Consider the following 24,601-nt stretch of genomic DNA (forward strand, 5'->3'; position numbering starts at 1 on the left):
CCAAGCGCTTCTGCAAGCTCTTCGCACCCCTATGAACGGTAGGTGAATCGGGCTTGGCCGCAAGGGTCGTTGCCGTTTTTATTGGGGCCGCCTATCTACTGGCTTTCCGCGGGATTCGCTTGCGTGTCCCGGCGGCGGCGTGGATCGAGCGGTGAAAGTTAAGAATGGCCCGAGACGTCACTGATCTGACGCCCATCGAGTCGCGCGACGAGCTCGTCCGCCACCTGGAGGACGGCTGCAAACCCCCGAGCGACTTCAAGGTCGGCACCGAGCACGAGAAGGTGCCGTTCTATTGTGCCGACGCGGCTCCGGTGCCCTACCGGGGCACGGGTCCCGGCCGTGGCGGCATCGGGGAGCTGCTCGAAGGCCTCCAGACCCGCACCGGATGGGACCCGATCGTCGAGGGCGAAGCGATCATCGGCCTGCACGACCCCGTCGGTGGCGGCGCCATCTCGCTCGAGCCCGGCGGCCAGTTCGAATTGTCGGGTGCCCCCGTGGCCACCATTCACGCGGCCGCCGACGAGCTTGCCCAGCATCTCGAGGCCACGCGGGCCGTGGCGGAGCCGCTCGGCATCCGCTTCCTGACGCTCGGCATGTCGCCCCGCTGGAGCCATGCCGAAACCCCGGTGATGCCCAAGGGGCGCTACCGCATCATGGCCGGCTACATGCCCAAGGTCGGCACGCGCGGCCTCGATATGATGTTCCGCACCGCCACCGTGCAGGCCAACCTCGACTTCTCAAACGAGGCCGACATGGTGCGCAAGCTGCGGGTGACGCTGGCCCTGCAGCCCGTGGCGGCGGCGCTGTTCGCCAACTCGCCCTTCACGGACGGGCGGCCGAACGGCTTCCTGTCGGCGCGGTCCGAGATCTGGCGCGACACCGACAACGAGCGCGCCGGCATGCTGCCGCTCGCCTTCGAGGACGGCTTCGGGTTCGAGCGCTATGTTGATTATGCGCTCAAGGTGCCGATGTATTTCATCAAGCGGGGCGAAACCTACCACGACGTGTCGGGGCAGGATTTCCGCCACCTACTGGCCGGCGGCCTCGACAGCCACCCGGGCGAGCGGGCGACGCTGTCGGATTGGGCCAACCACCTGTCGACCTTGTTCCCAGAGGTGCGGTTGAAGCGCTACCTCGAGATGCGCGGGTGCGACGTGGGCCCGCCGGCGATCATCAATGCCATGCCGGCGCTGTTCGTCGGGCTGCTCTACGACACGGACGCGCTCGAAGCCGCCTGGGACCTGGTGAAGCACTGGACCGGCACCGAGCGGCAGGCGTTGCGCGACGCCGTGCCGCGCCTGGGGCTCGAAGCCGAGGTCCGGGGCCGCAAGGCTCGCGACGTGGCGCGCGACATGCTGGCCCTGGCGCGCACCGGGCTGGTGCGCCGCCGCCATCTCGATGCGGCCGGCCGCGACGAAAGCCACTTCCTCGACCCGCTCGACACTATTGTGGCCGGACGCACGCAGGCCGAAGACCTGTTGGCCCATTACAATGGCGGCTGGAACGGCTCCGTCGGCCCCGCATTCTCCGACTGCGTGTTCTGACGTGGCGCCCCACCCGATGTCGAAGGCTCCCATGCGTCGTGTCTCGCTGGCCATCATCGCGCTCCTTGCCGCCACCGCGGCCCGGGCGGACGCGCCCGGCGGCTTCACCGATTGCGAAAAGGCCGCTACGGCGGACGAGAAGGCGATCTGCGGCCATGTCGAGCTCGCCCAGCAGGACGCCCGCATGGTGACGATGTTCAAGATCGCCAAGGGCTTCGTCGGCATGGGCGCGCGGGGCGCCATCAATGACGCCCAGGTGGCGTGGCTGGCCAAGCGTCACGCCTGCAAGGCCGCAGTGCCCTGCCTGCAGACCACCTACGGCACACGCATCCGCGAGTTGCAGAAGGTGCTCGACGACGTCAAGGCGCGCGGACCGTTCTGACGCCGCATCAACGACCGAGCGTCGTCATCCCTTCGCTGCGCACCGAGCCGCCGAGCTTGTAGCAGGTGTCGCTGCCGGGCGCCCGCACGTAGCCGGCCCCGAGATGGGCGCAGGCCGCCACATCGGCCGACTTGGGCTCCGCCCGGCCGGCCGGCAGATTGGTGGCACAGGTCAGGTTGCCGGCGAGGCAAGCGGCCGCGAGGAGGATCGGCGTGGTCATGCACCGATCCTGCCGCTTCACGCGAACCGAAACAAGCCGCTCACTCGCCGTAGGGCACCCAGACGGTCTTCACCTGGGTGGCGCGGCGAAGGTATTCCGCCCCCTGCCCTTCGGTCGGCGACAGCCAATCGCGGCCACGTCCCTGGTTGGTCCAGGTCGCCTTCAGGTTGGAGGCCGACGCCTTCTCGACGGCCGTGCCTCCGGCGGCCGAGCCGACATACCAGAGCGCCGCCACCTCGTGGTGGTCCGCCAGCACCTGCGCCAGGCCATCGCGCTCGCCCGTGACGATGTTGACCACGCCCCCCGGCACGTCGCTGGTGTCGAGCACCTGGATGAAGTCGGTGGCGGCCAGCGGTTGCACCGGCGAAGGCACGATCACGGCCCGGTTGCCCATCGCGAGCGCCGGCATCAGCAGCGACACGAAGGCCAGCAGCGGCGCCTCGTCGGGGCAGACGAGGCCCATCGTGCCCCAGGGCTCGTGCATCGCCAGCGTCACGTGGCGTGACTTCGTGGCCTGCACCTGCCCGTCGTATTTGTCGGCCCAGGCAGCGTAGAAGAAGGTGCGGGCGATCGCCGCCTCGACCTCGCGGGCCGCGGCTTCAGCCGAGCCCGAGGCGGCCAACCGGTGGGCGAAGTCATCGGCCCGGGCAGCGAGGTTTTCGGCCACGTAATACAGCACCTGGGCCCGGTTGTGCGCCGTCGCGGCGCTCCAGGCGACGGCCTTGCTGGCGGCCTCGACGGCGTTGCGGATGTCCTTGCGGTTGCCGAGCCCGGCCTGGCCGAGCGGCGCCCCATCCGTGCCCCGCACCGTGAAGCTGTAGCCGGAATCCGGGCGCGCCTGCTTGCCACCGACATAGAGTTTGGCCGTGCGGTCGATGCTTGGCATGCCCGACACCGCCGGAGCGGCTTCGGCCGGCAGGGCCGAAAGCCTGGGCTCGACCGGGGTGGCCGCTTCGGGCAGCTGCTGCGTCCATTTCGGCACCAGATATTCCATCAGGCCGGCGCGGCCGCCTTCGCGGCCGAACCCGCTTTCCTTGAAGCCGCCGAAGCTCGCCGCGGCATCGAACATGTTGGTGGCGTTGATCCACACGACGCCGGCCTTCACAGTGGCCGCCACCTCGAGCGCCAAATTGATCGACTCGGTCCAGATCGAGGCCGCGAGCCCGTAGCGGGTGTTGTTGGCCAGCGCCACGGCTTCGTCGGGGGTGCGGAACGTCATCGACACCGCCACGGGGCCGAAGATCTCGACCTCGGCCACGGTGCTGGCCGGCGCCACCTCGGTCATCAACGTCGGCGGGAAGAAGCAGCCGCGCTCCGGCAGGGCGCCGGGGGCCTGATGCAGGGTGGCGCCTTCGCGTGTGCCGAGCGCCACGAGGTCGCGGATGCGCTCGAGCTGCACCGGCGCCACGATGGCGCCCATGTCGGTCGACTTGTCGAGCGGGTCGCCGGTGCGCAAGCTCGCCATGCGGCGCTTCAGCTTGGCGTGAAAGCGCTCGGCCACGCCTTCCTGCACCAGGATGCGCGAGCCGGCGCAGCAGACCTGGCCGCCGTTGAACCAGATGGCGTCGACCACGCCCTCGACCGCCCCGTCGAGGTCGGCATCGTCGAAGACGATGAAGGGCGACTTGCCGCCGAGCTCGAGGCTCAACTTCTTGCCCGACCCCGCCGTCTCGGCCCGGATCAACCGCCCGACCTCGGTCGAGCCCGTGAAGGCGACCTTGTCGACGTGCGGATGGCGGACGAGCGCCGCCCCGGTGACGCCATCGCCGGTGACGACGTTGACGACGCCCTTCGGCAGACCCGCCTCGCGGCAAAGCTCCGCAAAGGCGAGCGCCGTCAGCGGCGTGAACTCGGCCGGCTTCAACACCACCGTGTTGCCGGCCGCGAGCGCGGGCGCGATCTTCCAGGCCAGCATCAGCAGCGGAAAATTCCACGGGATGATCTGGCCGCAGACCCCGACGGGCGCGTGATCGGGAAATTCGCTGGCGATCAGCTCCGCCCAGCCGGCGTGATGGTAGAAATGCCGGGCCGCGAGCGGCACGTCGATATCGCGCGACTCGCGGATCGGCTTGCCGTTGTCGACCGTTTCCAACACGGCGAGGAAGCGCTCGCGCTTCTGGATCAACCGGGCCAGGGCATAAAGGTGGCGGGCCCGCACATGGCCCGGGGTGGTGGACCAGGCCGGAAAGGCCGCGCGGGCCGCCCCGACGGCCGCGTCCACATCGGCGTCGCTGCCTTGCGCACAGGTGGCGATCACCGCGTCGCGGGCGGGGTCGCGCACGGCGAAACTTGCCTCAGGGTTCGGCGTCGTGAAGGCGCCATCGATGAAATGACCGAAGCCGGCCGCGTGGTCCTCCAGCCAGCTCCGCACGTGGGACGCATCCTCGGGCGCGGGGCCGTAATCCATGGTGGCGAGAATCTCTGGAATCGAGGGCATGGGGTGTTGTCTCGGGGCAAGGGGGAGAAAACCCTCGGTCCGGACGCGACGCAGCGGCGATCCGGAACCGGGGAGCCTGCTGCGATGCAGGCCGAAGCAGACCGGTTCCGGGTTCGGCTGCGCCGCCCCGGCATGAGGGCTCGATAGGGTTCGCTTACGCCATGGCGTGATGGCTCGCGGCCGCATAGCGGCCGGTGACGTGATGCTCGAGCTGGCGCTCGATGTCGGCCAGCATGGAGCTGGCGCCGACACGGAACAGGTCGGGCTCGAGCCAGTCGCGGCCGAGTTCCTCCTTCATCAGTGTCAGCCAGCTGAGCGCGTCCTTGGCGGTCTTCAGCCCACCGGCGGGCTTGAAGCCGACGCGTTCGCCGGTGCGCTCGCCATAATCACGCAGGGCGCGGATCATCGTCAGGCTGACCGGCAGCGTCGCGTTCACGTCCTCCTTGCCGGTGGAGGTCTTGATGAAGTCGGCGCCGGCCTGACAGGCCACCATGGAGGACTTGTAGACGTTGCGCAGCGTCTTGAGATCACCGGTGCCGAGGATCGCCTTGAGGTGCGCCGGCCCGCAAGCCTCGCGCATGGCCGCCACCTCGTCGTAGAGCGCCTGCCAGTCGCCCAACAGCGCATGGGCCCGGGTGATGACGATGTCGATCTCGCCGGCACCCTCGTCGACGGCATAGCGGATCTCGGCGAGGCGTTGCGGCAGCGGCGTCAGCCCGGCCGGGAAGCCGGTCGCGACCGAGGCCACCGGAATGCCGGAGCCCGCGAGCGCCTTCACGGCCGGCGCTACCATGGTGGGATATACGCAGACGGCGCCGACGGTCGGCGGCGCCTCGGTGAGGCCGAGCGCGGCGACGAGGTCGGAGCGCAGCGGCCGGCGGGCCTTGGCGCAAAGCCGCTGCACCCGGCCGGGCGTATCGTCGCCCGCGAGCGTCGTCAGGTCGATGCAGGTGAGGGCCTTCACCAGCCAGGCCGCCTGCCATTCCTTCTTCAGCGAGCGCCGTCCGCCGAGCGCGCCGGTGCGCCGCTCGGTGGCGCTAAGGTTCACCTGGGCGGCCTCGAACCAGGCGGGCGTCAGCGCCGTGCCGGGGTTGCGGTGCGCTTGCGGTTGCGCCTGCGGCAGCAGGTTCCTGACGGCCTGCAGCGCGGTTCTTGCAGGCGAAACGGGGGGAGCGTCGTCCGGCCGGGACGGCTGTTCGGATGCCATGGCGATTCCTCCTTTGGGGCGCGAAGCCCTACCGGTCTGTGATGATCGTGCCAGAAAAGGCCGGGCGCAGCGCCGAAAGGCCCGCCCCCTCGTTGGTGATGAGCGTGTCGAAACCGTCGAGCCCGGCGAAGAAGGCCGGGCGCAGCTTGCCGAGCTTCGAGCCGTCGACCAGCAGGCAGCGCCGCTCGCTCAAGCGCAGCACCGCTTGCTTCACCGCCACTTCGTGAAAGTTCGAGCAGGACACGCCCCGCTCGGCATGCACGCCGCCCGCCGACAAGAACGCCTTGTTGATGCCGAGCCGCGCCAGGGTGGCGAGCCCGTCCTCCACCGCAAAGGAGGCCGAGGACGGGTTGTAGAGCCCGCCCAGCAGGATCAGCCGGACGTTAGGCCGCGCGGCCAGCGGCGCCGCGACATTGAGGGCGTAGCACACCACCGTCATCGGCCGGTCGGGCAGCGCCCGCACCAGATGCGGCGTGGTGGTGCCGCAATCGATGAACACCGTGTCGTCCGCCTCGATCAAGGCCGCGGCCCGCCCGGCGATCGCCGCCTTGGCGGCCTCATGGGCGCCCTGCTCCTGCGCCATCACGTAAGGGGCGTCACCGGCACGCGGCACGATATAGCCACCGAGATAGCCGAAGCGGTCCGGCACCTTCTCGATGTCGCGCCGGATCGTCATTTCCGACACGCCGAGCAGCTGCGCCGCATCGCGCAGATGCAGGGGCGCCGATGCGGCCAGCGCGTCGGCCAGCGCGTTGACCCGGGTGGCGTGGCGGGCAGCGGTCATTGTGCGGTCGTCACCTCGTCATTGCGAGCGGAGCCAAGCCATCCAGACCCTCGGCGCCGGGTTAAATCGCCGCGGCAGAGACGCCGCCTTCTCGCTGACGGTTGGTGCTTGACGTTCCCGACCTGCGATGCAATCCTCACGCAATCTTGTGATAATCATAACAACAATGCAAGAACAATCTCTCGGGAGGGGATCCATGAACAAGCTTCTATCCGGCGCCGCCTTGGCGCTCGTCCTGTCGCTCGCTGCGGCACCGCTCGGCACGGCGCTGGCCGCCGGCCCGCTCGACACGTCGAAAGTGCCGAAGGGCCTGACCACCAAGGAAACCGGCAAGACCTATACGATCGCCACGGTGGTGAAGGTCGACGGCATCGCCTGGTTCGACCGCATGCGCGAGGGCGTCAACCAGTTCAAGTCGGACACCGGCCAGGACACCTTCGAGGTGGGCCCAAGCGCCGCCGACGCGGCCGCCCAGGTGCAGATCGTCGAGAACCTGATCGCCCAAGGCGTCGACGCCATCTGCATCGTGCCGTTCTCGGTGGAAGCGGTGGAGCCGGTGCTGCAGAAGGCGCGCGACCGCGGCATCGTGGTGATCTCGCACGAGGCGTCGAACATCACCAATGTCGACTTCGACCTCGAAGCTTTCGACAACAAGGCCTACGGGGCCACGCTGATGCAGAACCTCGGCAAGCAGATGGGCGGCAAGGGCGATTACGTGGCCACCGTCGGCAGCCTCACCTCGAAGTCGCAGAACGAGTGGATCGACGGCGCCGTCGCGTACCAGAAGGAACATTTTCCGGAGATGAAGCTGGCCACGAACCGGCTCGAAACCTATGACGACGCCAACCAGGACTACAACAAGCTGAAGGAAGCCCTCACCACCTATCCGGCCGTGAAGGGTATCCTCGGTGCCCCCATGCCAACCTCAGCGGGCGCTGGCCGGCTGATCGCCGAGCGCAACCTGAAGGGCAAGGTGTTCTTTTCCGGCACCGGCCTCGTGTCCGTGGCGGGCCAGTACCTGAAGCAGGGCGACATCGACTACATCCAGTTCTGGGATCCGGCCGCCGCCGGCTACGCCATGAACGAGCTTGCCGTGATGGCGCTGCAGAAGAAGGGCGCCGCCATCAAGGCCGGGCTCGACCTCGGCCTGCCGGGCTACACCGACCTGAAGGCGCCGGATGCCGCCAAGCCGACCTTCCTGTACGGTTCGGGCTGGGTGGGCGTGACAACCGCCAACATGGCCGAATTCAACTTCTAAGCCTCTTCCCGTCATGGCGAGGCGGCGCAGCCGCCGAAGCCATCCAGCCCGGCGCCGCGGTTCTGGATAGCTTCGCTTCGCTCGCAATGACGGCGCAACCACGGCTCGCCATGCCCGCCCTCATCGAACTCGACCACGTGTCCAAACGCTTCGCCGGCATCAAGGCGCTTGACGACGTGTCGCTCAGCGTCGCGCCCGGCGAGATCCATTGCCTGGCGGGCGAGAACGGCTCCGGCAAGTCGACCATCATCAAGGTGATGTCGGGCGTCTACCGGCCGGATGGCGGCATGGTTCGGGTCGACGGCCAACCCGTCGCCCACATGACGCCGGCGAGTTCGGTCGCGGCCGGCATCCAGGTGATCTACCAGGACCTGTCGCTGTTCGGGAACCTCAGCGTCGCCGAGAACCTGGCGATGAACAAGGTGCTGAAGGACGGGCGCCGCGCAGTGCGCTGGAGCGAAACCCGCCGTCTCGCCCGCACGGCCCTCGACCGTCTCGGGGTGGACCTGCCGCTCGATGTCGACGTCGAAACGCTGCCGACCGCCGGCCGGCAGCTCGTCGCCATCGCGCGCGCCCTGCTGGCGGAAGCGCGCCTGCTCATCATGGACGAGCCCACCACGGCGCTGACCCGCAACGAGGTCGAGCGCCTGCTGGAGGTGACCCGCACGATCCAGCGCGACGGCATCGCGGTGCTGTTCGTCAGCCACAAGATGCGCGAGATGCTGGAGATCAGCGAGCGCCTCACCGTCATGCGCAACGGCCGGGTGGTGGTGGAAGGGCCGATCACCGATTTCACCGAAGCCTCGATCACCCGCCACATGACGGGCCGCGACCTTGGCTCCGACCCCTATCCGGGCCCGACCGCCACGGCCGGGCCGCCCCGGCTCGCCGTCAAGGGCCTGACGGTGCCGGGGGCGGTGGCGGGCGTCGACCTCACGCTTCATCCCGGCGAGATCCTGGGCCTCTGCGGCCTCATCGGCGCCGGGCGCACCGAGCTGGCTCTGGCGCTGTTCGGCATGCGGCCCGATCACACCGGCATGGTGGAGATCGACGGACAGGCGGTGACGCTCGGAAGCGTCGCCGACGCCATCCGGCACGGCATCGCCTATGTGCCGGAAGACCGGTTGAGCGAAGGCCTTTTCCTCAGCCAGTCGGTCGCCCGCAACATGCTGGCCTCCTCGCTCGATGCGGTGTCGAACGGCGTCACGGTGGACCGCGGCAAGGCGGCCGAAACCGCCGACGCCATGATCGCGGCGATGCAGATCGCCACCCGCGACCGCGACACGCCGGTCGGCAACCTGTCGGGCGGCAACCAGCAGCGGGTGGTGATCGCCCGCTGGCTGCTGACCAAAGCCCGCATCCTGATCCTCAACGGCCCGACGGTCGGCGTCGATGTGGGCTCGAAGGCCGAGATCCACCGTGTCATCCGCGACCTCGCGCGGACTCAAGGCCTCGCCGTGCTGATGATCTCCGACGACGTCCCGGAATTGTTGGGGAACTGCAACGCCGTGGCGCTGATGCACCGCGGCCGGCTGGTCGAGCGGTTCGACCCCAAAACCGCGGGCGAGGACGATGTGAGCGATGCTTTGAGGCGACTGCGATGACGGCCCTGCGTGCCCTGCTGCGCCACCCCGAAGCCGTGATCGCGGCGGTTCTGGTCGCCGCCATGATCGGGATCGGCCTCGTCAATCCGGCCTTCTGGAGCCTCGACAACCTGTTCGGCCTGCTGCGCTCCAACATCATCACCGGCATCATGGCGCTCGGCGTCCTGATGGTGATGATCACCGGCGGCATCGACGTGTCGTTCCCGGCCTTTGCGGTAGCGGCCATGTATCTCGTGGTCGGCTGGATGGCCGATACCGGCTCGATCAACCTCGTGCTGGCCTTTGCGGCCGCAACCGGGATCGGTCTCGCGCTCGGGGCCTGCAATGCCTTGTTCATCCGCTCTTTTCGGATGATCCCGCTGATCGTCACGCTCGGCACCGCCAGCGTCGTGCGCGGGCTGCTGCTCGGCCTCGTCGGCACCAGCGTCATCAACATTAACCGCATGCCCCCGGCCCTGATCGACTTCGGCCGGCACGACATCGTCTCCATCACCAACCCGGACGGCACCCGCTTCGGCCTCACGGCGATGATCCTGATCTATGCCGGGCTGGCGCTCGGGGTGCATCTGCTGCTGCGCCACACCGTGATCGGTCGCGGCCTTTATGCCTATGGGGGCTCGCCCGAGGCGGCCTCGCGGGTGGGTTTCGATACCCGAAAGATCCTGGCGCTGGCTTATTGCGGCGCCGGGGCGCTGGCGGGCTTCGCGGGGCTGCTGCATGCCTCGATGATTTGGCTCGCCAATCCGCGCGATTTCGTCGGCCTCGAGCTCGACGTCATCGCGGCCGTGGTGCTGGGCGGTGCCAGCATTTTCGGCGGGCGCGGCAGCGTAATCGGCACGGTGCTGGGCGTGTTTCTGCTGGTGATGATCAAGAACAGCCTGATCCTGATGCACGTCGATACCACCTGGCAGCAGGTCGTGGTCGGCCTCGTCATCGTGGGGTCGACGACGCTGACCGCGCTGCGCGACCGCAAGCGGCTGGCCTGATGTCAGGATCCGGAAGTCGCAGACCTGAGCTCCGTCATTGCGAGCGCCAGCGAAGCAACCCAGGGCCGCGGCGCCCCCCTGGTTTGCTTCGTCGCTCCGCGCCTCGCAATGACGGGGAAGCGGGCCACAACACGGGCGAGACCCAGCCATGACCGCCCAGACCGCCACGACGAAACCCGCGTCCGCCGCGCGCCGTTTCCTGCGCGACAACGAGACGATCCTCCAGCTCCTGGGGGTGACGATCCTTGTCATCGCCGTGATGGGCTGGCTCAGCCCGTCGAAATTCCTGCGCTATTACACCTTCGAGTCGATCACCTTCACGGTGCCGGAGCTGGCGCTCCTGTCGATCGCCATCATGATCGCCATGCTGACGGGCGGCATCGACCTGTCGATCATCGGTATCGCCAATCTGGCGGCCGTGCTGGCCGGCACCTTGTTCCACCACATGGCCGCGAGCGGCCAAACGGCGGCGCTCGGCCCCGCCGCGGTGGCGCTCGGCGTCGTCGTGGCGCTCGGGGTGGGGCTCGCGGCCGGGGCGCTGAACGGGTTTCTGATCGCCCGGGTGCGGATCACGCCGATCCTCGCCACGCTCGGCACCAGCCAGCTCTTCACCGGCCTTGCGCTGGTGCTCACCGGCGGTCCGGCCATCGTGGGGTTCCCGCGCGACTGGACGTTCCTCGGCAACGGCAAGCTGTTCGGGGTGGCGTTCCCGTTCCTGCTGTTCCTGGTGCTGGCTTCGGCGATCGGCTTCCTGTTGTCGCGCACGCCCTTCGGCACTCGGCTGATGTTGATCGGCACCAACGCCAAGGCGGCCGTCTTCGCAGGGTTGAACACGGAACGGATCGTCTTCCAGTCCTACCTGCTGACCGGGTTGCTGGCCAGCGTCGCCGGGCTGATCCTGTCGGGCCGCACCAATGCGGCGAAATCCGACTATGGCGTGTCCTACCTTCTCGAGGCCGTGCTGGTGGCGGTGCTGGGCGGCACCAACCCGGCCGGCGGGCGCGGCTCCGTGCTGGGGGTGTCGATCGCCGTGGTGGCCTTGTCGTTGCTGTCGGCCGGGTTTCAGATCCTGCGCTTCTCGAACTTCCTCATCGATTTCATCTGGGGCGCCTTTCTGCTGGGCGTCATCGCGCTGAACGTGGCCCGTGCCCGCGGCCGCGGCTAAGGATCGGCCATGATCACCACCATCGCGCTCGACCGGACCGCCTTCGCGCCGCAGGAGCGCCTCCTGCTGCGCCATGGCGCGCTGTCGGCCACGCTGTTCCGCTACGACACCGGCGTCGAGGCGATCCGCATCGCCAATGGGCGCGGCAGCGTCACGGTGCTGCCCTTCATGGGCCAGATGGTGTGGCGGGCCAGCTTCGACGGGGTCGAGCTCGCCATGGACAGCATGTTCGATCGGCCGCGCCCGGCCACCACCATCCTGGAAACCTACGGCTGCCTCGCCTACCACGCCGGCCTGTTGCGCAACGGCGTGCCGGGCGAAGGAGACACGCACCCGCTGCATGGCGAGTTCCCCTGCCTGCCGATGGACTCGGCGGGCCTCGAATGCGGCCAGGACGAAGGCGGCGCCTGGCTGGCCGTCACCGGGATGCGCGACTACGCCATGGAGTTCGGGGCGCATTATCGCGCCACCCCGCGCGTCGTGCTGCGCGAAGGCGCCACCTGTTTCACGATGGTGATGGAGGCCGAGAACCGGTCGGCGGCGCCGATGGACCTTATGTACATCTGCCACGCCAATTTTGCCTTCGTGCCGGGCGGCCGCATCGTGCAGCCGGTGCCGTTCGATTCGGCCCATGTGGTGATCCGCACCGCCATTCCGAGCCACGTGCGGCCGACGGCAGATTACCGCGCCCTGCTCGATGAGCTCGCGGTCGATCCGGGCCGCATGGAACGCCTCGACGCGCCGGAGCGCTATGACCCCGAGCAGGTGTGCTACATCAAGGGCCTGACGCCCGGCTCCGACGGACGCGTCCATGTCCTGCTGCGCCGGCCGGAGGGCGACGGCTTCACGGTCGCCTACGATCCGATTGCCCTGCCGCACACCATCCGCTGGGTGCTGAACAACAGCGACCAGCGCACCGCCGCCTTCGCGATGCCGGGCACCTGCGAGCCGGAAGGCTATACGGCCGAGCGCCGCAAGGGCCATCTGCGGGAGCTCGCCGGCGGTGCCAGGGTCGTGTTCGCGACCGAACTCGGCTATGCGGACCAGGCCGGCGCCGCGACGCTCGCGCAACGCATTTCGGGGAACGAGTCATGACAGGGCGCATCGCCGTCATCGGCAGCAATATGATGGACCTGGTCACCTATGTGACCCGCATGCCGGCGCCGGGCGAGACGCTCGCGGCGCAGGATTTCGTCATGGGCCACGGCGGCAAGGGCGCCAACCAGGCGGTCGCGGCCGCGAAGCTCGGGGCCGAGGTGCTGATGCTGACCAAAGTGGGCGACGACAATTTTGCGGATACGACCCTGGCCAACCTGAAAGCCTGCGGGGTGGACACCCGCCACGTCGGCCGCGTGCCGGGCCGCTCCTCGGGCGTGGCCCCCATCATGGTGGACCCGGCGGGCGAGAATTCGATCCTCATCGTCAAGGGCGCCAATGATGCGCTGCTGCCGGCCGACATCGAGGCGGCGGCCGACGACCTGAAGCGCTGCGATCTGATCCTGCTACAACTCGAGATCCCGATCGAGACCGTCTACGCGGCCATCGCGTTCGGCAAGCGCCATGGCGTGCCGACGCTGTTGAACCCCGCGCCCGCCCTGCCGGATCTCGACCCCGAGCGCATCAAGGATGCCACCTTCCTGGTGCCGAACGAGACCGAGCTCGCCATCCTGACCGGACTGCCGGTGGAAACCGTCGAGGAGATCGCCGCCGCGGCCCGGGCGCTGATCGCCAAGGGCATCGGCACCGTGGTGGTCACTATGGGGTCGCGCGGCGCCCTGCTGGTGACGGCCACGAGCGTGACCCCGATCGCTCCCGTGGCGGTGACGCCCGTCGACACCACGGGCGCCGGCGACGCCTTTATCGGCAGCTTCGCGCGCTACCATGTGGGCGGCGACGCCCTCAAGCCCGCCCTCGCCAAGGCCGCCCGCTACGCCGCCGATTCGATCACCCGGCGCGGCACCCAGCGAGCCTACGCGACGGCGGCAGAATTCGCGCGCAACCTCGGGAACGTCGGCTGACCGGGGCCGGACCTCCTGAACCGGCCGCCGTGGCTCATTGCGTCAGGCGCAGCGAGCCGATGCTCTTCGCGATCTGATCGAAGGCCGACATGAGGTCGGTCGAGTTGTTGGCGATATAGGCCTGGCTGGACGTGGTGGCGCAGGACTGCAGCAGGCTGATCCCCTGCTTGTCGATCGGGTCCGAGGACACGCTGAACCCGATGGTGTAGACAGAGATCCCGCTCGCCTTAATGTTCGTGCAGGTTTCCGCGGTGATCTGGTCGATCGCGTTCCGCAGCTGCGTGGTGCTGGTCGAGGATGCATAGCTCGACGGGAACCCCGCCAGGGCGCTGCTGCCGTCAGCATTGGTCAGGTAGCCGCCCGGAAAATAATTGCTTTTATTGGGGGAGTTCAGCAGATCCCAGGCATTGGTGCCGTCCGTCATCAGGATCAGGATCTTGGACGTCGTGGTCGAAGCGTAAGGAGCGCCGTCGGCAAAGACGCTGATGGGCGACAGCGTGCGCCATCCCCAGATCAGCCCCTCGTGAATGTTGGTGTTGCCACTCGCCTGCAGACTGTTGATCAGGGTTTTCAGCGTGGTGCTGTCGCCGGTGAGGCGCTGCAGCGGCTGGGTAATGCATTGCTTGTTAGGGCCGATGCTAGTCGAGCTGGTCACTTTGGGGGCAACGTATTTGCAGGCCTGTTTTTCGGCTGCCATGAAATCCGTTGGCGCATCACAGCCTGAGGCGCCGTTGCTGTCCGCCAGGTAGCTGTTGTTGACATCATAGCTGGTGCTACCCTGCTGGAACGAGCCAGAGCCGACTCCGCCCGGCTCGTCGGGCGAGAACATCGGCACGTAGAGCGTACTGTTGCTGGTCGGCGCGCCGTCCTGTGTGTCGAGCGGATAGGCGAGGGACTCGAAGCAGCCTCCCCATCCCCAGGTGCTCTTGGCCTTCTGCAAGGCCGAGAAGATGGAGAAGCGACTGGTGAACCCGGCTGCGGCGGCCTGCTGCTTGTCGACGTTGGTCCAATGGGAGGGTGACAGCCCGTTGCTATCGACCCACGGCATCGCCGCATAAGCGGTCGGATCGAGCTTCACCGTGACCGCGAAGGGCGTCACCGAGATCCGGCTGTTGCTCGCAAAAGCCTTGCTGGACTTGATATAGTCGACGAAGTTCGAGGCTGCGGCCTGCAGGGCCGCGATCTTGGTGGTGCCGCCCCCGGAATTCTTCATGGAACCGGTGGTGTCGAGCACCAGCGCAATCTCGAAGGTCTTGGGGGCCGGCGTCCCGCATTGCGCTGTCGCGACGGTGTCGAGTTGGGGCTTGCCCACGAAGCTCGAGAACAACGCATCCACCCCGGCCTGGGTGGTGAGGGAAATCTTCCGGGGCGGCCCTGCCGTGACCGTCAAAGGTTGGGCCGCCACGCGCTTGTCGCCCGCCATGTATTCCGCCATCATCAGCACGGCCTTGGCCTGAAGCGTGGCCGTGCTGGTTCCGAGGTCGGTCTTGCACAGCGCCAGGGCCGTTGCGTCGGTGGCGGCCTGCAGCTTCACCTGCAAGCGGGTGATCAGGCCGTAGTCGATCGCCACCCCGGTGAAGGCCATCAGGGGCATCATCGCGATCGCAAAGATGACGGCGACATTGCCGCCCCGTCCGCCGAAGAAGCGTCGGGTCAGTCCAGGCCACGCCCTCATCGCAGGCCGGCCTTCCATGAGGCGGTCATCAGGGGCACTTCGATCCACCCGGCATGATGATCTCGGTTGTGCTGCCGTTGTAGGTCGTCCCGCCCCGGGTCGGCCAAGGAAAGCTCGACCGCAGCAGGATGCTGCCGTTGACGCCGCCGATCAGGTTCACCAGCGTCGAGCCGACCATCGGGCTGTAGGGCATCTGGATCTCCGCCAGCACGTATCGGTTGCCGTCCTGCAGGAAGCTCGCCGGGATCTTCAGGTCGGTTGCCAGTCCCGTGGCGCGAGCCGTGCCGTTGCTGTTCGCCACGCTGGAGCACACGCGGGGATTGGTAGCGGATGCGCTGAGGTCGACCGCCAGCGCGCTCATCACGATGGCGACCTGGGAGCTCGGAAACGGTTGGAGCACCAACGAGGCCGAGGCCAGGATGTCGCTCGCGGTGGCGGACGACATGGGATTGACGGTGTCGCCCTGCGACGTCAGGTCCGCGATGGTCCGCGCCGTCAAGGTCACCTTGCGCCAGTTGTCGATCGCATGGGCCATCTCCGACATGCCCGCAAAGATCGTCAGGGCGAGCGGCAGGATCAGGGCGAACTCGACGGCCGACACACCCCTGCGATGCCCGAGGAAGCGGCGGACCCGTCCGTTCCGTACCGAGGGAAGGCGTGGCACCGGCATCTAGCAGGTGCTCGTCGTCGTATAAGGCTCCGTCCGGAACACCAGCGTCGATTGCAGCAGCTTGGACCCGTCGGCAAAATTCTGCAGGCCGGACGCCATGAGAGTGAAGAAGACGGGGAATTTCACGGCAGCGCGGATCACCACGATCTTGCCGGGGGCCGCGCAGGAATAATTGCTGCCGAACCCTGAGCTCCAGTCCTTCGTGATCGGATCCAGCGGGCTCGTGGCGACGCTTGTTCCTAACGACGATCCGAGCACCACATCGAGCTTGACCGATGAACAATCGAACACGGTGGCGCGTCCCGACTGGCACATGATGGCCTTCAGCTTGGTCAACAGGGTGCTGGAGTCGGTCACGCCGGCGTTCTGCGTCTGGAATGTGCCGGTGAAGATTTCGCGGGCGGTCTTCTGCAGCATGAAATCGAGGTTCTGGGCCGCCCAGATCACGAAGGCGATCTGGATGATGCCGCCGAGAAGCGCGAAGAACGGCAGGCTGATCAGGCCGAATTCCACAGCCGCAGTGGCGCCCCGATGACGCGTGAACAGGCTTATCGATCTTACGCTTTGAAGAAGCATGCTGCCGCTGAGTTCGAGGGGCCTTCAAAGGCTACAGCTAAGTTATTAAAAACATAGGTGAAGGATCGGAGGCTTTGCGACGACCCAGCCGGTTCGCGTTGCAGCCTTTGATCGACAGCAAGGCCTCCTGGCGGCGACGTCCCTTGCCCCAACCAAGGTCATCACGGCCATAACCCTAGGTCAGTGCCGGTCAGGCCTTTCACGGTGCAGCGACACGGACCCTGCGTCGCATCCACGCCCCGCGGGTTCGTCCCCATTGTTGAGACCGTCACCCGAACCGAGCCCCGCCATGAACCCGATCACCCTGACGCTCACGGTCCTCCTGGTCGCGGCCGGTGCCGGGCTGGCGCCCTTCAGTCCCATCGTGGCGGCGATCCTGATCGGGCTCGGCGTGCTGGTGTTCTTGTCGCTGCGCATCGCCAATGCCTGGGAGCGGGCCGTGGTGCTGCGGGCCGGGCGCTTCGCCGGGGTGAAGGGCCCGGGGCTCTACTGGATGGTGCCGGTGATCGACCGGGTGGCGGCCGTGGTGGATGGCCGCATCCAGACCACCGCCTTCAACGCCGAACAGGCCCTGACGCGCGACACCGTGCCGGTGAACGTCGACGCCATCATCTTCTGGCAGGTGGCGGACGCCCGCAAGGCCGCGATCGACATCCAGGACTACCGGCAGGCCATCGACCGGGTGGCCCAGACCTCGCTGCGCGAGATGATCGGCTCGTCGATGTTGTCGGCGCTGTTGTCCGACCGCAAGGCCGCCGACGAGCGCCTCGGCGATGTGATCGGCGGCAAGACGGCCGCCTGGGGCATCACGGTGATGTCGGTGGAGATCCGCGACGTGGCGATCCCGGTGGCGTTGCAGGACGCCATGTCGCGCCAGGCCCAGGCCGAGCGCGAGCGGCAGGCCCGGGTGATCCTCGGCGCCGCCGAACTCGAGATCGCGGGCAAGTTCGTCGAGGCGGCCGAGATCTACGGCCGCTCCCCGACGGCGCTGCAGCTCAGGGCCATGAACATCATCTACGAAACCACCAAGGAACGCGGTGCCACCATCCTGATGCCGACCAGCATGGTGGACAGCATGAACCCAGCCGCCGCGGTGGCCCTGGCCGAGGCCGCGAAGCGCGGTTAGGGCCGTACCCGGGGAAAGCGCGCCCGCGCCTCGAGGTCGTCGAGGTCGATCGTGTTGCGCATGTATTGCCGGGTCGCGTCCGTGAAGGGCTGGAAGTCCCATGGGCTAATGCGGCCGGTCATCAGGGCGGCATCGACGAGGCGGCGCCGGCGCTGCGAGGCTCGCACGGCCGCATCGAGCGCCGGCAGGTCCCAGCGGGCCGCCACGGCGGCGCGGAAATCCGCCATGACGGCGCCGAGCGCCGGGTCGTCGGCCCGGTTGCGGGTTTCCGTCGGGTCGGCCGCGAGGTCGTAAAGCTGGTCCGGGTCGCCGGGCGCATGGATGAATTTGTAGGCGCCGCGTCGCAGCATCAGCATCGGCGCCACCGCGCCCTCGGCCAGATATTCGCCGATCGCCTCGTCATGCCCGTCGCGGCCCGTCAGGTGCGGCACGAGCGAACGGCCGTCGATGGGGCTCGCGAGGTCGCGCTCGGGGTCGCCGCCCGCGATGGCGACCAGGGTGGGCAGCACGTCGAGCAGCGACACGGCCTCGTGGCGCCGCCCGGCCGCGATGCCGGGCCCGGCCACCACCAGCGGCACCCGGGCGCCACCCTCGAGGAACGTCATCTTATACCACAGGCCGCGCTCGCCCAGCATCTCGCCATGGTCGCTCAGGAACACCACGACGGTGTTGTCGGCGAGGCCGGTGGCATCCAGCGCCGACAGCAGGCGGCCGAGCTGGTCGTCGCAGAACGCGATGGCGCCGTAATAAGCGTGGCGGGCGTTGCGCACCTGGGCCTCCGTCACCGGCTCCCCGTCCATGGCGCTGACGTGGCGCAGCCGCGCCGTATGCGGGTCGAGCGGCACGTCGTCCCGGTCGAGCGCCGGCATGTCGATGCTGTTGTGATCGTAGCGGTCCCAATAAAGCTGCGGCACCGCGAAGGGGTCGTGCGGGTGGGTCAGCGACGCCACCAGGAAAAAGGGCCGGTCCATCGGGCCCCGCACATGGTCGTAGAGCGCCCGCTCGGCCGCGAACACCACCTCCTCATCGAAGTCGATCTGGTTGGTGCGCACGCAGGTGCCGGCGTCCTGGACCGAACTCATGTTGTGGTACCAGGACGGCCGGACTTCGGGCTCGGCCCAGTCGGGCGTCCAACCGTAGTCGGCCGGGTAGATGTCGGTGGTCAGCCGCTCCTCGAAGCCGTGCTGCTGGTCGGGGCCGCAGAAATGCATCTTGCCCGACAACATCGTCCGGTAGCCGCGATGGCGAAGGTAATGCGCCACCGTCGGCAGGTCGGCCCGGAACTCGGCCGCATTGTCGTAGGCGCCGGTGCGTGACGGCAGCGCGCCCGTCATCAGGGCGGCCCGCGACGGCGCGCACAACGGCGACGCGCAATACGCGTTGTCGAACACCGTGCCGCGCGCGGCCAGACGGGCGAGGTTCGGCGCCTTGACGAGCGGATGGCCATGGATCGGCAGGAAGGCCGGGTTGAGCTGGTCCACCATGACGATCAGGATGTTCGGGGTCTGGGCCGGCACGCGCGCGTCCTCGTGGGGGTAGGCGCCCAGGCTCGCGGGAACTTCCCCGGCGCGCTGCTTCTTACCCGATGGCTTCTGGCCTCGGCCCGACCTTGCGGTCGCGTCGCCGCCAGTCATGGTAGGCCGCACAGGGAGGCGATTCGTTTATGGCGTCAACGGCGATACGGCTGGCGGTCGGGTGGGGAGCGGTGCTGCTGTTCGCCCTGGCGGGCCCGACCCTTTTCGCCGCCGCCGGGGATGGCTGGGGCAACCTTCCGGTGTTTCTCGGCCTGCTTGGCGTCATCATGTGGTCGGCCTTCGGTGTGGTGGGCGAGGCCGATCATCTGGCCGAAATGCTGGGCGAACCGCTCGGCACCCTGGTGCTGACGCTGTCGATCGTGCTGATCGAGGTGGCGCTGATCGGCGCCGTGATGCTCAGCGGCGCCGAACCGACGCTCGGCCGCGACACCATGTTCGCGGTGCTGATGATCGTGCTGAACGGCGTCGTGGGACTGGCGCTGCTGCTTGGCGGCTGGCGCTACCATGTGCAGAGCTACAATTTCCAGGGCGCCACCTCGTTCCTGGCCGTGATCCTGCCGCTCACGGTGGTGACCCTGATCCTGCCGAACTTCACCCGCTCGACGCCGGGCGGCACGCTCAGCCTCGGCCAGGAGATCGCCTTCACGATCTTCACGCTGGCGCTTTACGGCACCTTTCTGGCGCTGCAGACAGGGCGGCACCGCGACTTCTTTATCGGGCCGGAGGATGGCGCCGCGGCCCACCACGACACCCCGGTGACGCGGCGCGCCATCGCGACCCGGACGGGGCTGCTGCTCGCCTCCGTGCTGCCGGTGGTGTTGCTCGCCAAGCAGCTCGCCAAGGTGCTGGACAAGGGCATTCACGCGCTCGGGGCGCCGCCGGCGCTCGGCGGCGTCACCATCGCGGTGATCGTCTTCACGCCCGAGGCCATCGCGGCGCTCCGGGCCGTCAACCTCAACAAGCTGCAGCGCACCGTCAACCTGTGCCTCGGCGCCGCCGCCTCGACGATCGGGCTGACGGTGCCGGTGGTGCTGGCGCTCGCGGCCGCCACCAGCCAGAACATCGTGCTCGGCCTTGATCCGGCCGAAATGGTATTGCTGGTGCTGACCCTTGTCCTCAACCTGCTGACCTTCACGTCGCGCCGCACCACCGTGCTGCACGGCGCCATGCACCTGATGGTCTTCGCGGTCTATCTCACCTTGATCTTCAATCCCTGATCGGCAGGCCTGTCCCGGCCGATCCACCCATGCGAGTGTAAGCCCTTGCTAGTCAAAACCGCCTTCGTCGCGGCCCGGGACCGGCGGCGCCTCGCCACCATCGTGGCGGTGCTGATCACCTACGGGTTCGACAAGATCATCGACCGGCTGGGCTTGCGGGCGATCGCACGGGTGGTGGCGTGGCGCACCCGCCAGGTCGACGTCACCCGGCTGACACGGCCGCAGCGCGTCCGCAAGGCCATCGAGGCGCTCGGCCCCACCTTCGTCAAGCTTGGCCAGATCCTCGCGGCGCGCCCCGACCTCCTCAGCCCGCAATGGACCGAGGAGCTGTCGAAGCTGCATTCCGGCGTCAAGCCGCTGCCGTGGGAAACCATGCGGCCGCTCATCGAGGCGGAGCTCGGCGGCGCACCGGCCGACATCTTCGCCGAATTCGACACGACGCCGATCGCCTCCGCCTCCATGGCGCAGGTCTACAAGGCCCGGCTGGAAACCGGCGAGGACGTGGTGGTCAAGGTGCTGCGCCCGGGGCTGCAGAAGGTGATCGAGGCCGACCTCCGCCTGATGGGCCATGGCTCCCGCATCGTCGAGAAGGAATGGAAGGAACTCGCCCGCTATCGGCCGCAGGAACAGATGCGCCACCTTGCCCAGGCGCTGGCGGGCGAACTCGATCTCGCCAACGAGGGCCGCAACTGTGAGCTGCTGGCCTCGCTGTTCGAGGGTCGCGACGACGTGGTGTTCCCCAAGATCCACTGGGAATACACCACCGAGAAGGTGATGGTGCAGGAGTTCATCCACGGCATCTTCCTGACCGACCAGGATAAGCTCGAGGCGGCCGGGCTCGACCGTGTGGTGCTGGCCCAGCGCGGCACCGACGTGTTCCTCCAGATGGCACTCGTCGAGGGCACCTTCCACGCCGACCCGCATCCGGGCAACATCCTGGCGCTGCCGGGCAACCGCATCGCGATGATCGACTTCGGCGCCATCGGCCGATTGACCCAGAAGCGGCGCAACCAGCTGCTGATGTTAATCGGCTCGATGCTGAACCAGGATTCCGATGGGCTGATGGCGGTGCTGCTCGATTGGAGCGGCACCTCGTCGCCCGATCTGACCCGGCTCGAAGCCTCAGCCCAGGCCTTCGTGCACCAGCATTCGGGCAAGTCGCTCAACCTCGGCCTCGTGCTGACCGACTTCATGTCCATGGCGCGCGAGAACGACCTCGCCATGCCGACCGACCTTGCCATCCTGTTCAAGAGCCTGGTGCTGGCCGATGGCGTGATGCGCCAGCTCGACCCGAACTTCGACCTGTTCAGGGCCGCGGGCCCGACCGTGCAGTCGACCCTGCAGTCGCAATTCTCGGTCAAGGGCATCCGCTCGAAGATCGAGGCCATCGGGGCCGGGCTGTTCGGCGCCGCTTCGGAACTGCCGACGCTGATCCACCTGCTGCTGGTGCGCTTGAAGCAGGGCAAGGTGACGGTGGAGATCGAGGTGAAGGGCCTCGACCGCCTGACCCGGACGCTCGAGCGCGCCGCGGCGCGCCTCGCCATCGGGCTCGTGGTGGCGGCCTTTACCGTGACGCTGGCGCCGAAACTCTTCGCCCTCGGCAATTCGGTGGTGATCGGGGTGACGATCCTGCTCTGCCTCATCGGCGTCGGCTGGTTCACCCTGCTGGGCCGCAACAAGATGCATTGAGGCAGCGCGCCTGCAGGGGCCGTCGGCTCAAGCCGACAGCAGTGCGGGAGGCCCCTGGAAGAGGGCCCGCGCTCGGATGCGGTCGGTTTCGCCGAAACTGCTGACCGGAGCCGGGCGGGCCACCAGGAAGCCTTGAATCTGGTCGCAACCGAGCGCCTGCAGGATCGCGAGCTGTTCCGCGGTTTCGACGCCCTCGGCCGTCACCTGCAGGCCGAGGTTGTGGCCGAGGTTGACGATGGTCCGGGTCAGGGTCAGGGCCTCGTCGCTCTGGCCGAGCTTCCGGATAAAGGACTTGTCGATCTTGAACTTGTCGAAGCGGAACAGCTGCAGGTAGCTGAGGCTCGAGAAGCCAGTGCCGAAATCGTCGAGCGCGATGCGGACACCGAGGTCGCGCAGCCGGTTCAGCACCGCCACGGCCTTGACGGCGTCGGCCATCAGCACCCCTTCGGTGATCTCGATCACCAGGCGCCCCGGCGCCAGCCCGTGCCGCTCCAGCGCCGACGCCACGGTGGCGCACACGTCGTCGAGCCGGAACTGCATCGGCGACACGTTGACCGACACGCGCCAGGGCTGCGGCCAGCGGACTGCGGCCGCGCAAGCCGTGTCGATCACCCAGGCGCCGATGCGGCCGATCAGACCGGTCTCCTCCGAGAAGGGAATGAAGTCGTTCGGCGGCACCAGGCCGCGGACCGGATGGTTCCAGCGGATCAGCGCCTCCAGGGTTTCGACGTCGCCGCTCGCGCCGTTGACGATGGGCTGGTAGTGCAGCATCAGCTCGCCCGCCGCGATGGCGCCTCCGAGCTCCTGCTCGAGCTGGCGCCGGGCCTGCAGCTGGGCATCCATGGCGGGCTCGAAGAACCGCAGTGCGCCACGGCCCTCGTCCTTGACGCGGTACATGGCGGTATCTGCCGCCCGCAACAGCGTATCGGGCGTGTCGCCATCGACGGGGTGCAGCGCGATCCCGGCCGAAACACCGATCTCGATATGGTGACCTTCGATCAGGAACGGCTTGCTCAGGGCTTCGATGACGCGCTGGGCCGTATCGCCCGCCTTCTCGGGATGGGCGACGCCCGCCAAGACGATCACGAATTCGTCACCGCCGATGCGGGCCAGCATGTCGGTGGCGCCGAGTTCGGCCTGGATCCGCCGTGTCGCCCGCACCAGCAGCGCGTCGCCGACCGCGTGGCCGAACAGGTCGTTGACGGGCTTGAAGCGGTCGAAGTCGAGGTAGACCACCGCAACGCCCGATCGATCGCGGTCCGCCGTTTCGAGCGCGATCTCGAGCCGCTCCTGCAGCGTGTAGCGGTTCGGCAGCCCGGTCAGCGCATCGTGTCGGGCCAGGTGCCGGATGCGCGCTTCGTCCCGCTTGCGGTCCGTCAAGTCCCGCAGCGCCATCGCGGTCGCGGGCTGGCCCCGGTACATCAGGGGTTCGCAGGACAGTTCCACCGTGACGTTGGTGCCGGCCAGTGTCTGCACCTCGACTTCTTCGGGCTTTCGCTCGAGCGCCGGAAGGGTCATGCGGCGGCACAGGGCCGGCACGCTGCCGGTCGCAAAAAGGCTCATCACGCTTCGGCCGATCAAATCGGATGCGTCCTGCCTGAACAAGCGTTCGCCGGCGCTGTTCACCTCAAGCACGACGCCGTCGCGCTGCAGGATCAGCACCTCGTGCGACAGATTGGCGAGCAGCCGCATGCGGTCGAGCTCCTGCATGGCCCGCTGGGCCAGATGCTGCTCGAGCATCACCGCGATCAAGCTCGCCAGCAGGATCACCAGGCTGACGCCGCCGACCGCCAGCGCCAGCGCGGCGCCGCCCAGCACCGTTGCCGGCACGTCACCGATCGGCCCCGGCACGATCGTGACGGCCGACATACCGGTGAAATGCAGGCCGCAGATGCCGATCGTCAGCCAGGCCGCGACCTCGAGCCGGCATCCGAGCCGCGCCAGATCCCGGCTCCGGGCCAATGCCAGGATCGCGAAAGCCAGCGACCACGCGCATGAGGCCGCGACCGCGGCGCGGTCGAACAGAAGCAGGCCCGGCACCCGCATGGCCGCAACGCCGCAATAATGCATGCCCGCGATGGCGAGGCCCAGCACCGAGCCGCAGAGTGCCACCACGACCGGCCGCGGAGCCCGCAGCCGAAGCAGCTGAAATGCCGCCCAGGCGCCGCCGACGGGAACCGCGATCGACGCCGCCGTGAGGCCGATCTCGTAAACGATCGGCAGGCCCGGCATGAAGGCCAGCATGGACACGAAGTGCAGCGACCAGATCGAGCAGCCAAACAAGGTCGCGGCCGCAAAGGTCCACGGCACGAACCGCCGGCTGTCGACCTGCGCCCGACCGAGCAGCGTCACGGTGGTGAAGCAGCCGAGGACGCAGATCACCGCCGACAGGGCGACGAGGCGGAGGTCATGCTCCTGCGCGACGCAATTGAGGACCTTCAGCATGGTGGCCTGTCGCTGCCCCTGCCGCAGCGGCATGGGTTCCCCTACGGCATGTAGCGGGCGGCG

General features: G+C 68.1%; 20 protein-coding genes. 11 read left to right on the forward strand and 9 right to left on the reverse strand.

Going from position 1 to position 24,601, the window contains the following annotated elements; translation table 11 throughout:
- Positions 1-164 precede the first annotated feature (164 nt).
- On the forward strand, positions 165-1,544 hold the full coding sequence (locus P7D22_RS07565; RefSeq protein ID WP_319933613.1) for a glutamate--cysteine ligase: 1,380 nt from the start codon (positions 165-167) through the stop codon (positions 1,542-1,544).
- Between the two features lie 31 nt (positions 1,545-1,575).
- A complete protein-coding gene (locus P7D22_RS07570) occupies positions 1,576-1,926 on the forward strand; it encodes a lysozyme inhibitor LprI family protein (protein WP_319933614.1) in 351 nt (116 codons plus the stop codon).
- Positions 1,927-1,933: 7 nt separating this feature from the next.
- On the opposite strand, the gene P7D22_RS07575 is transcribed toward P7D22_RS07570, so the two are convergent.
- The 4 genes from P7D22_RS07575 to P7D22_RS07590 form a co-directional block, all read right to left on the reverse strand.
- Positions 1,934-2,146 (reverse strand): hypothetical protein, encoded by a 213-nt coding sequence (locus tag P7D22_RS07575; protein WP_319933615.1) that lies wholly within the window; start codon positions 2,144-2,146, stop codon positions 1,934-1,936.
- A gap of 40 nt (positions 2,147-2,186) precedes the next feature.
- A complete protein-coding gene (locus P7D22_RS07580) occupies positions 2,187-4,583 on the reverse strand; it encodes an aldehyde dehydrogenase family protein (RefSeq protein ID WP_319933616.1) in 2,397 nt (798 codons plus the stop codon).
- A gap of 154 nt (positions 4,584-4,737) precedes the next feature.
- Positions 4,738-5,790, reverse strand: a complete 1,053-nt coding sequence (gene deoC / locus P7D22_RS07585; RefSeq protein ID WP_319933617.1) for a deoxyribose-phosphate aldolase — start codon at positions 5,788-5,790, stop codon at positions 4,738-4,740.
- Positions 5,791-5,818: 28 nt separating this feature from the next.
- Positions 5,819-6,574 carry a DeoR family transcriptional regulator gene (locus P7D22_RS07590; RefSeq protein ID WP_319933618.1) on the reverse strand — a complete coding sequence of 252 codons (756 nt, stop codon included), beginning with the start codon at positions 6,572-6,574 and terminating at the stop codon, positions 5,819-5,821.
- Positions 6,575-6,770: 196 nt separating this feature from the next.
- Here P7D22_RS07590 and P7D22_RS07595 point away from each other — a divergent pair, with 196 nt between their 5' ends.
- The 6 genes from P7D22_RS07595 to rbsK all read left to right on the forward strand — a co-directional run bounded on the left by P7D22_RS07595 (position 6,771) and on the right by rbsK (position 13,605).
- Positions 6,771-7,832, forward strand: a complete 1,062-nt coding sequence (locus tag P7D22_RS07595) for an autoinducer 2 ABC transporter substrate-binding protein (protein WP_319933619.1) — start codon at positions 6,771-6,773, stop codon at positions 7,830-7,832.
- A 110-nt stretch (positions 7,833-7,942) separates the two neighbouring features.
- The gene (locus tag P7D22_RS07600) at positions 7,943-9,436 is read left to right on the forward strand and encodes a sugar ABC transporter ATP-binding protein (RefSeq protein WP_319933620.1); all 1,494 of its coding nucleotides are present in this window, start codon (positions 7,943-7,945) and stop codon (positions 9,434-9,436) included.
- Positions 9,433-10,422: an ABC transporter permease gene (locus tag P7D22_RS07605; protein ID WP_319933621.1), complete on the forward strand. Its 990-nt coding sequence runs from the start codon at positions 9,433-9,435 to the stop codon at positions 10,420-10,422. Before P7D22_RS07600 ends, P7D22_RS07605 begins: the two co-directional genes overlap by 4 nt.
- Before the next feature lie 148 nt (positions 10,423-10,570).
- Complete coding sequence (locus P7D22_RS07610; protein ID WP_319933623.1) at positions 10,571-11,587, forward strand: ABC transporter permease; 1,017 nt, start codon at positions 10,571-10,573, stop codon at positions 11,585-11,587.
- Between the two features lie 9 nt (positions 11,588-11,596).
- Positions 11,597-12,682 (forward strand): DUF4432 family protein, encoded by a 1,086-nt coding sequence (locus tag P7D22_RS07615; protein ID WP_319933624.1) that lies wholly within the window; start codon positions 11,597-11,599, stop codon positions 12,680-12,682.
- Positions 12,679-13,605, forward strand: a complete 927-nt coding sequence (gene rbsK / locus P7D22_RS07620; protein ID WP_319933625.1) for a ribokinase — start codon at positions 12,679-12,681, stop codon at positions 13,603-13,605. The genes P7D22_RS07615 and rbsK overlap by 4 nt, the downstream gene beginning before the upstream one ends.
- Before the next feature lie 34 nt (positions 13,606-13,639).
- On the opposite strand, the gene P7D22_RS07625 is transcribed toward rbsK, so the two are convergent.
- From P7D22_RS07625 to P7D22_RS07635, 3 genes are read right to left on the reverse strand one after another with little or no spacing between them, the layout of a single operon-like run.
- On the reverse strand, positions 13,640-15,280 hold the full coding sequence (locus tag P7D22_RS07625) for a pilus assembly protein TadG-related protein (protein ID WP_319933626.1): 1,641 nt from the start codon (positions 15,278-15,280) through the stop codon (positions 13,640-13,642).
- A gap of 28 nt (positions 15,281-15,308) precedes the next feature.
- Positions 15,309-15,950 (reverse strand): TadE/TadG family type IV pilus assembly protein, encoded by a 642-nt coding sequence (locus P7D22_RS07630; RefSeq protein ID WP_319933627.1) that lies wholly within the window; start codon positions 15,948-15,950, stop codon positions 15,309-15,311.
- Positions 15,951-16,463: a TadE family protein gene (locus P7D22_RS07635; protein ID WP_319933628.1), complete on the reverse strand. Its 513-nt coding sequence runs from the start codon at positions 16,461-16,463 to the stop codon at positions 15,951-15,953.
- A gap of 352 nt (positions 16,464-16,815) precedes the next feature.
- On the opposite strand from P7D22_RS07635, the gene P7D22_RS07640 reads away from it, so the two are divergent.
- Positions 16,816-17,652: a slipin family protein gene (locus P7D22_RS07640; RefSeq protein ID WP_319933629.1), complete on the forward strand. Its 837-nt coding sequence runs from the start codon at positions 16,816-16,818 to the stop codon at positions 17,650-17,652.
- Here P7D22_RS07640 and betC read toward each other — a convergent pair.
- Positions 17,649-19,169, reverse strand: a complete 1,521-nt coding sequence (betC, locus tag P7D22_RS07645) for a choline-sulfatase (protein ID WP_319933630.1) — start codon at positions 19,167-19,169, stop codon at positions 17,649-17,651. The genes P7D22_RS07640 and betC overlap by 4 nt on opposite strands.
- 146 nt (positions 19,170-19,315) lie before the next feature.
- Between betC and P7D22_RS07650 the strand changes: the two genes are divergently transcribed.
- The gene (locus P7D22_RS07650; protein ID WP_319933631.1) at positions 19,316-20,404 is read left to right on the forward strand and encodes a calcium:proton antiporter; all 1,089 of its coding nucleotides are present in this window, start codon (positions 19,316-19,318) and stop codon (positions 20,402-20,404) included.
- Between the two features lie 45 nt (positions 20,405-20,449).
- Positions 20,450-22,093, forward strand: coding sequence for an ABC1 kinase family protein (locus tag P7D22_RS07655; protein ID WP_319933632.1), 1,644 nt, complete (start codon positions 20,450-20,452; stop codon positions 22,091-22,093).
- Between the two features lie 27 nt (positions 22,094-22,120).
- Here the strand turns inward: P7D22_RS07655 and P7D22_RS07660 are convergent.
- The coding region (locus P7D22_RS07660) for an EAL domain-containing protein (RefSeq protein WP_319933633.1) at positions 22,121-24,601 on the reverse strand (2,481 nt) is incomplete at its 5' end.

Origin of the sequence: Lichenihabitans sp. Uapishka_5 (genome assembly GCF_033947565.1) — a bacterium.
Taxonomy (GTDB): domain Bacteria; phylum Pseudomonadota; class Alphaproteobacteria; order Rhizobiales; family Beijerinckiaceae; genus Lichenihabitans.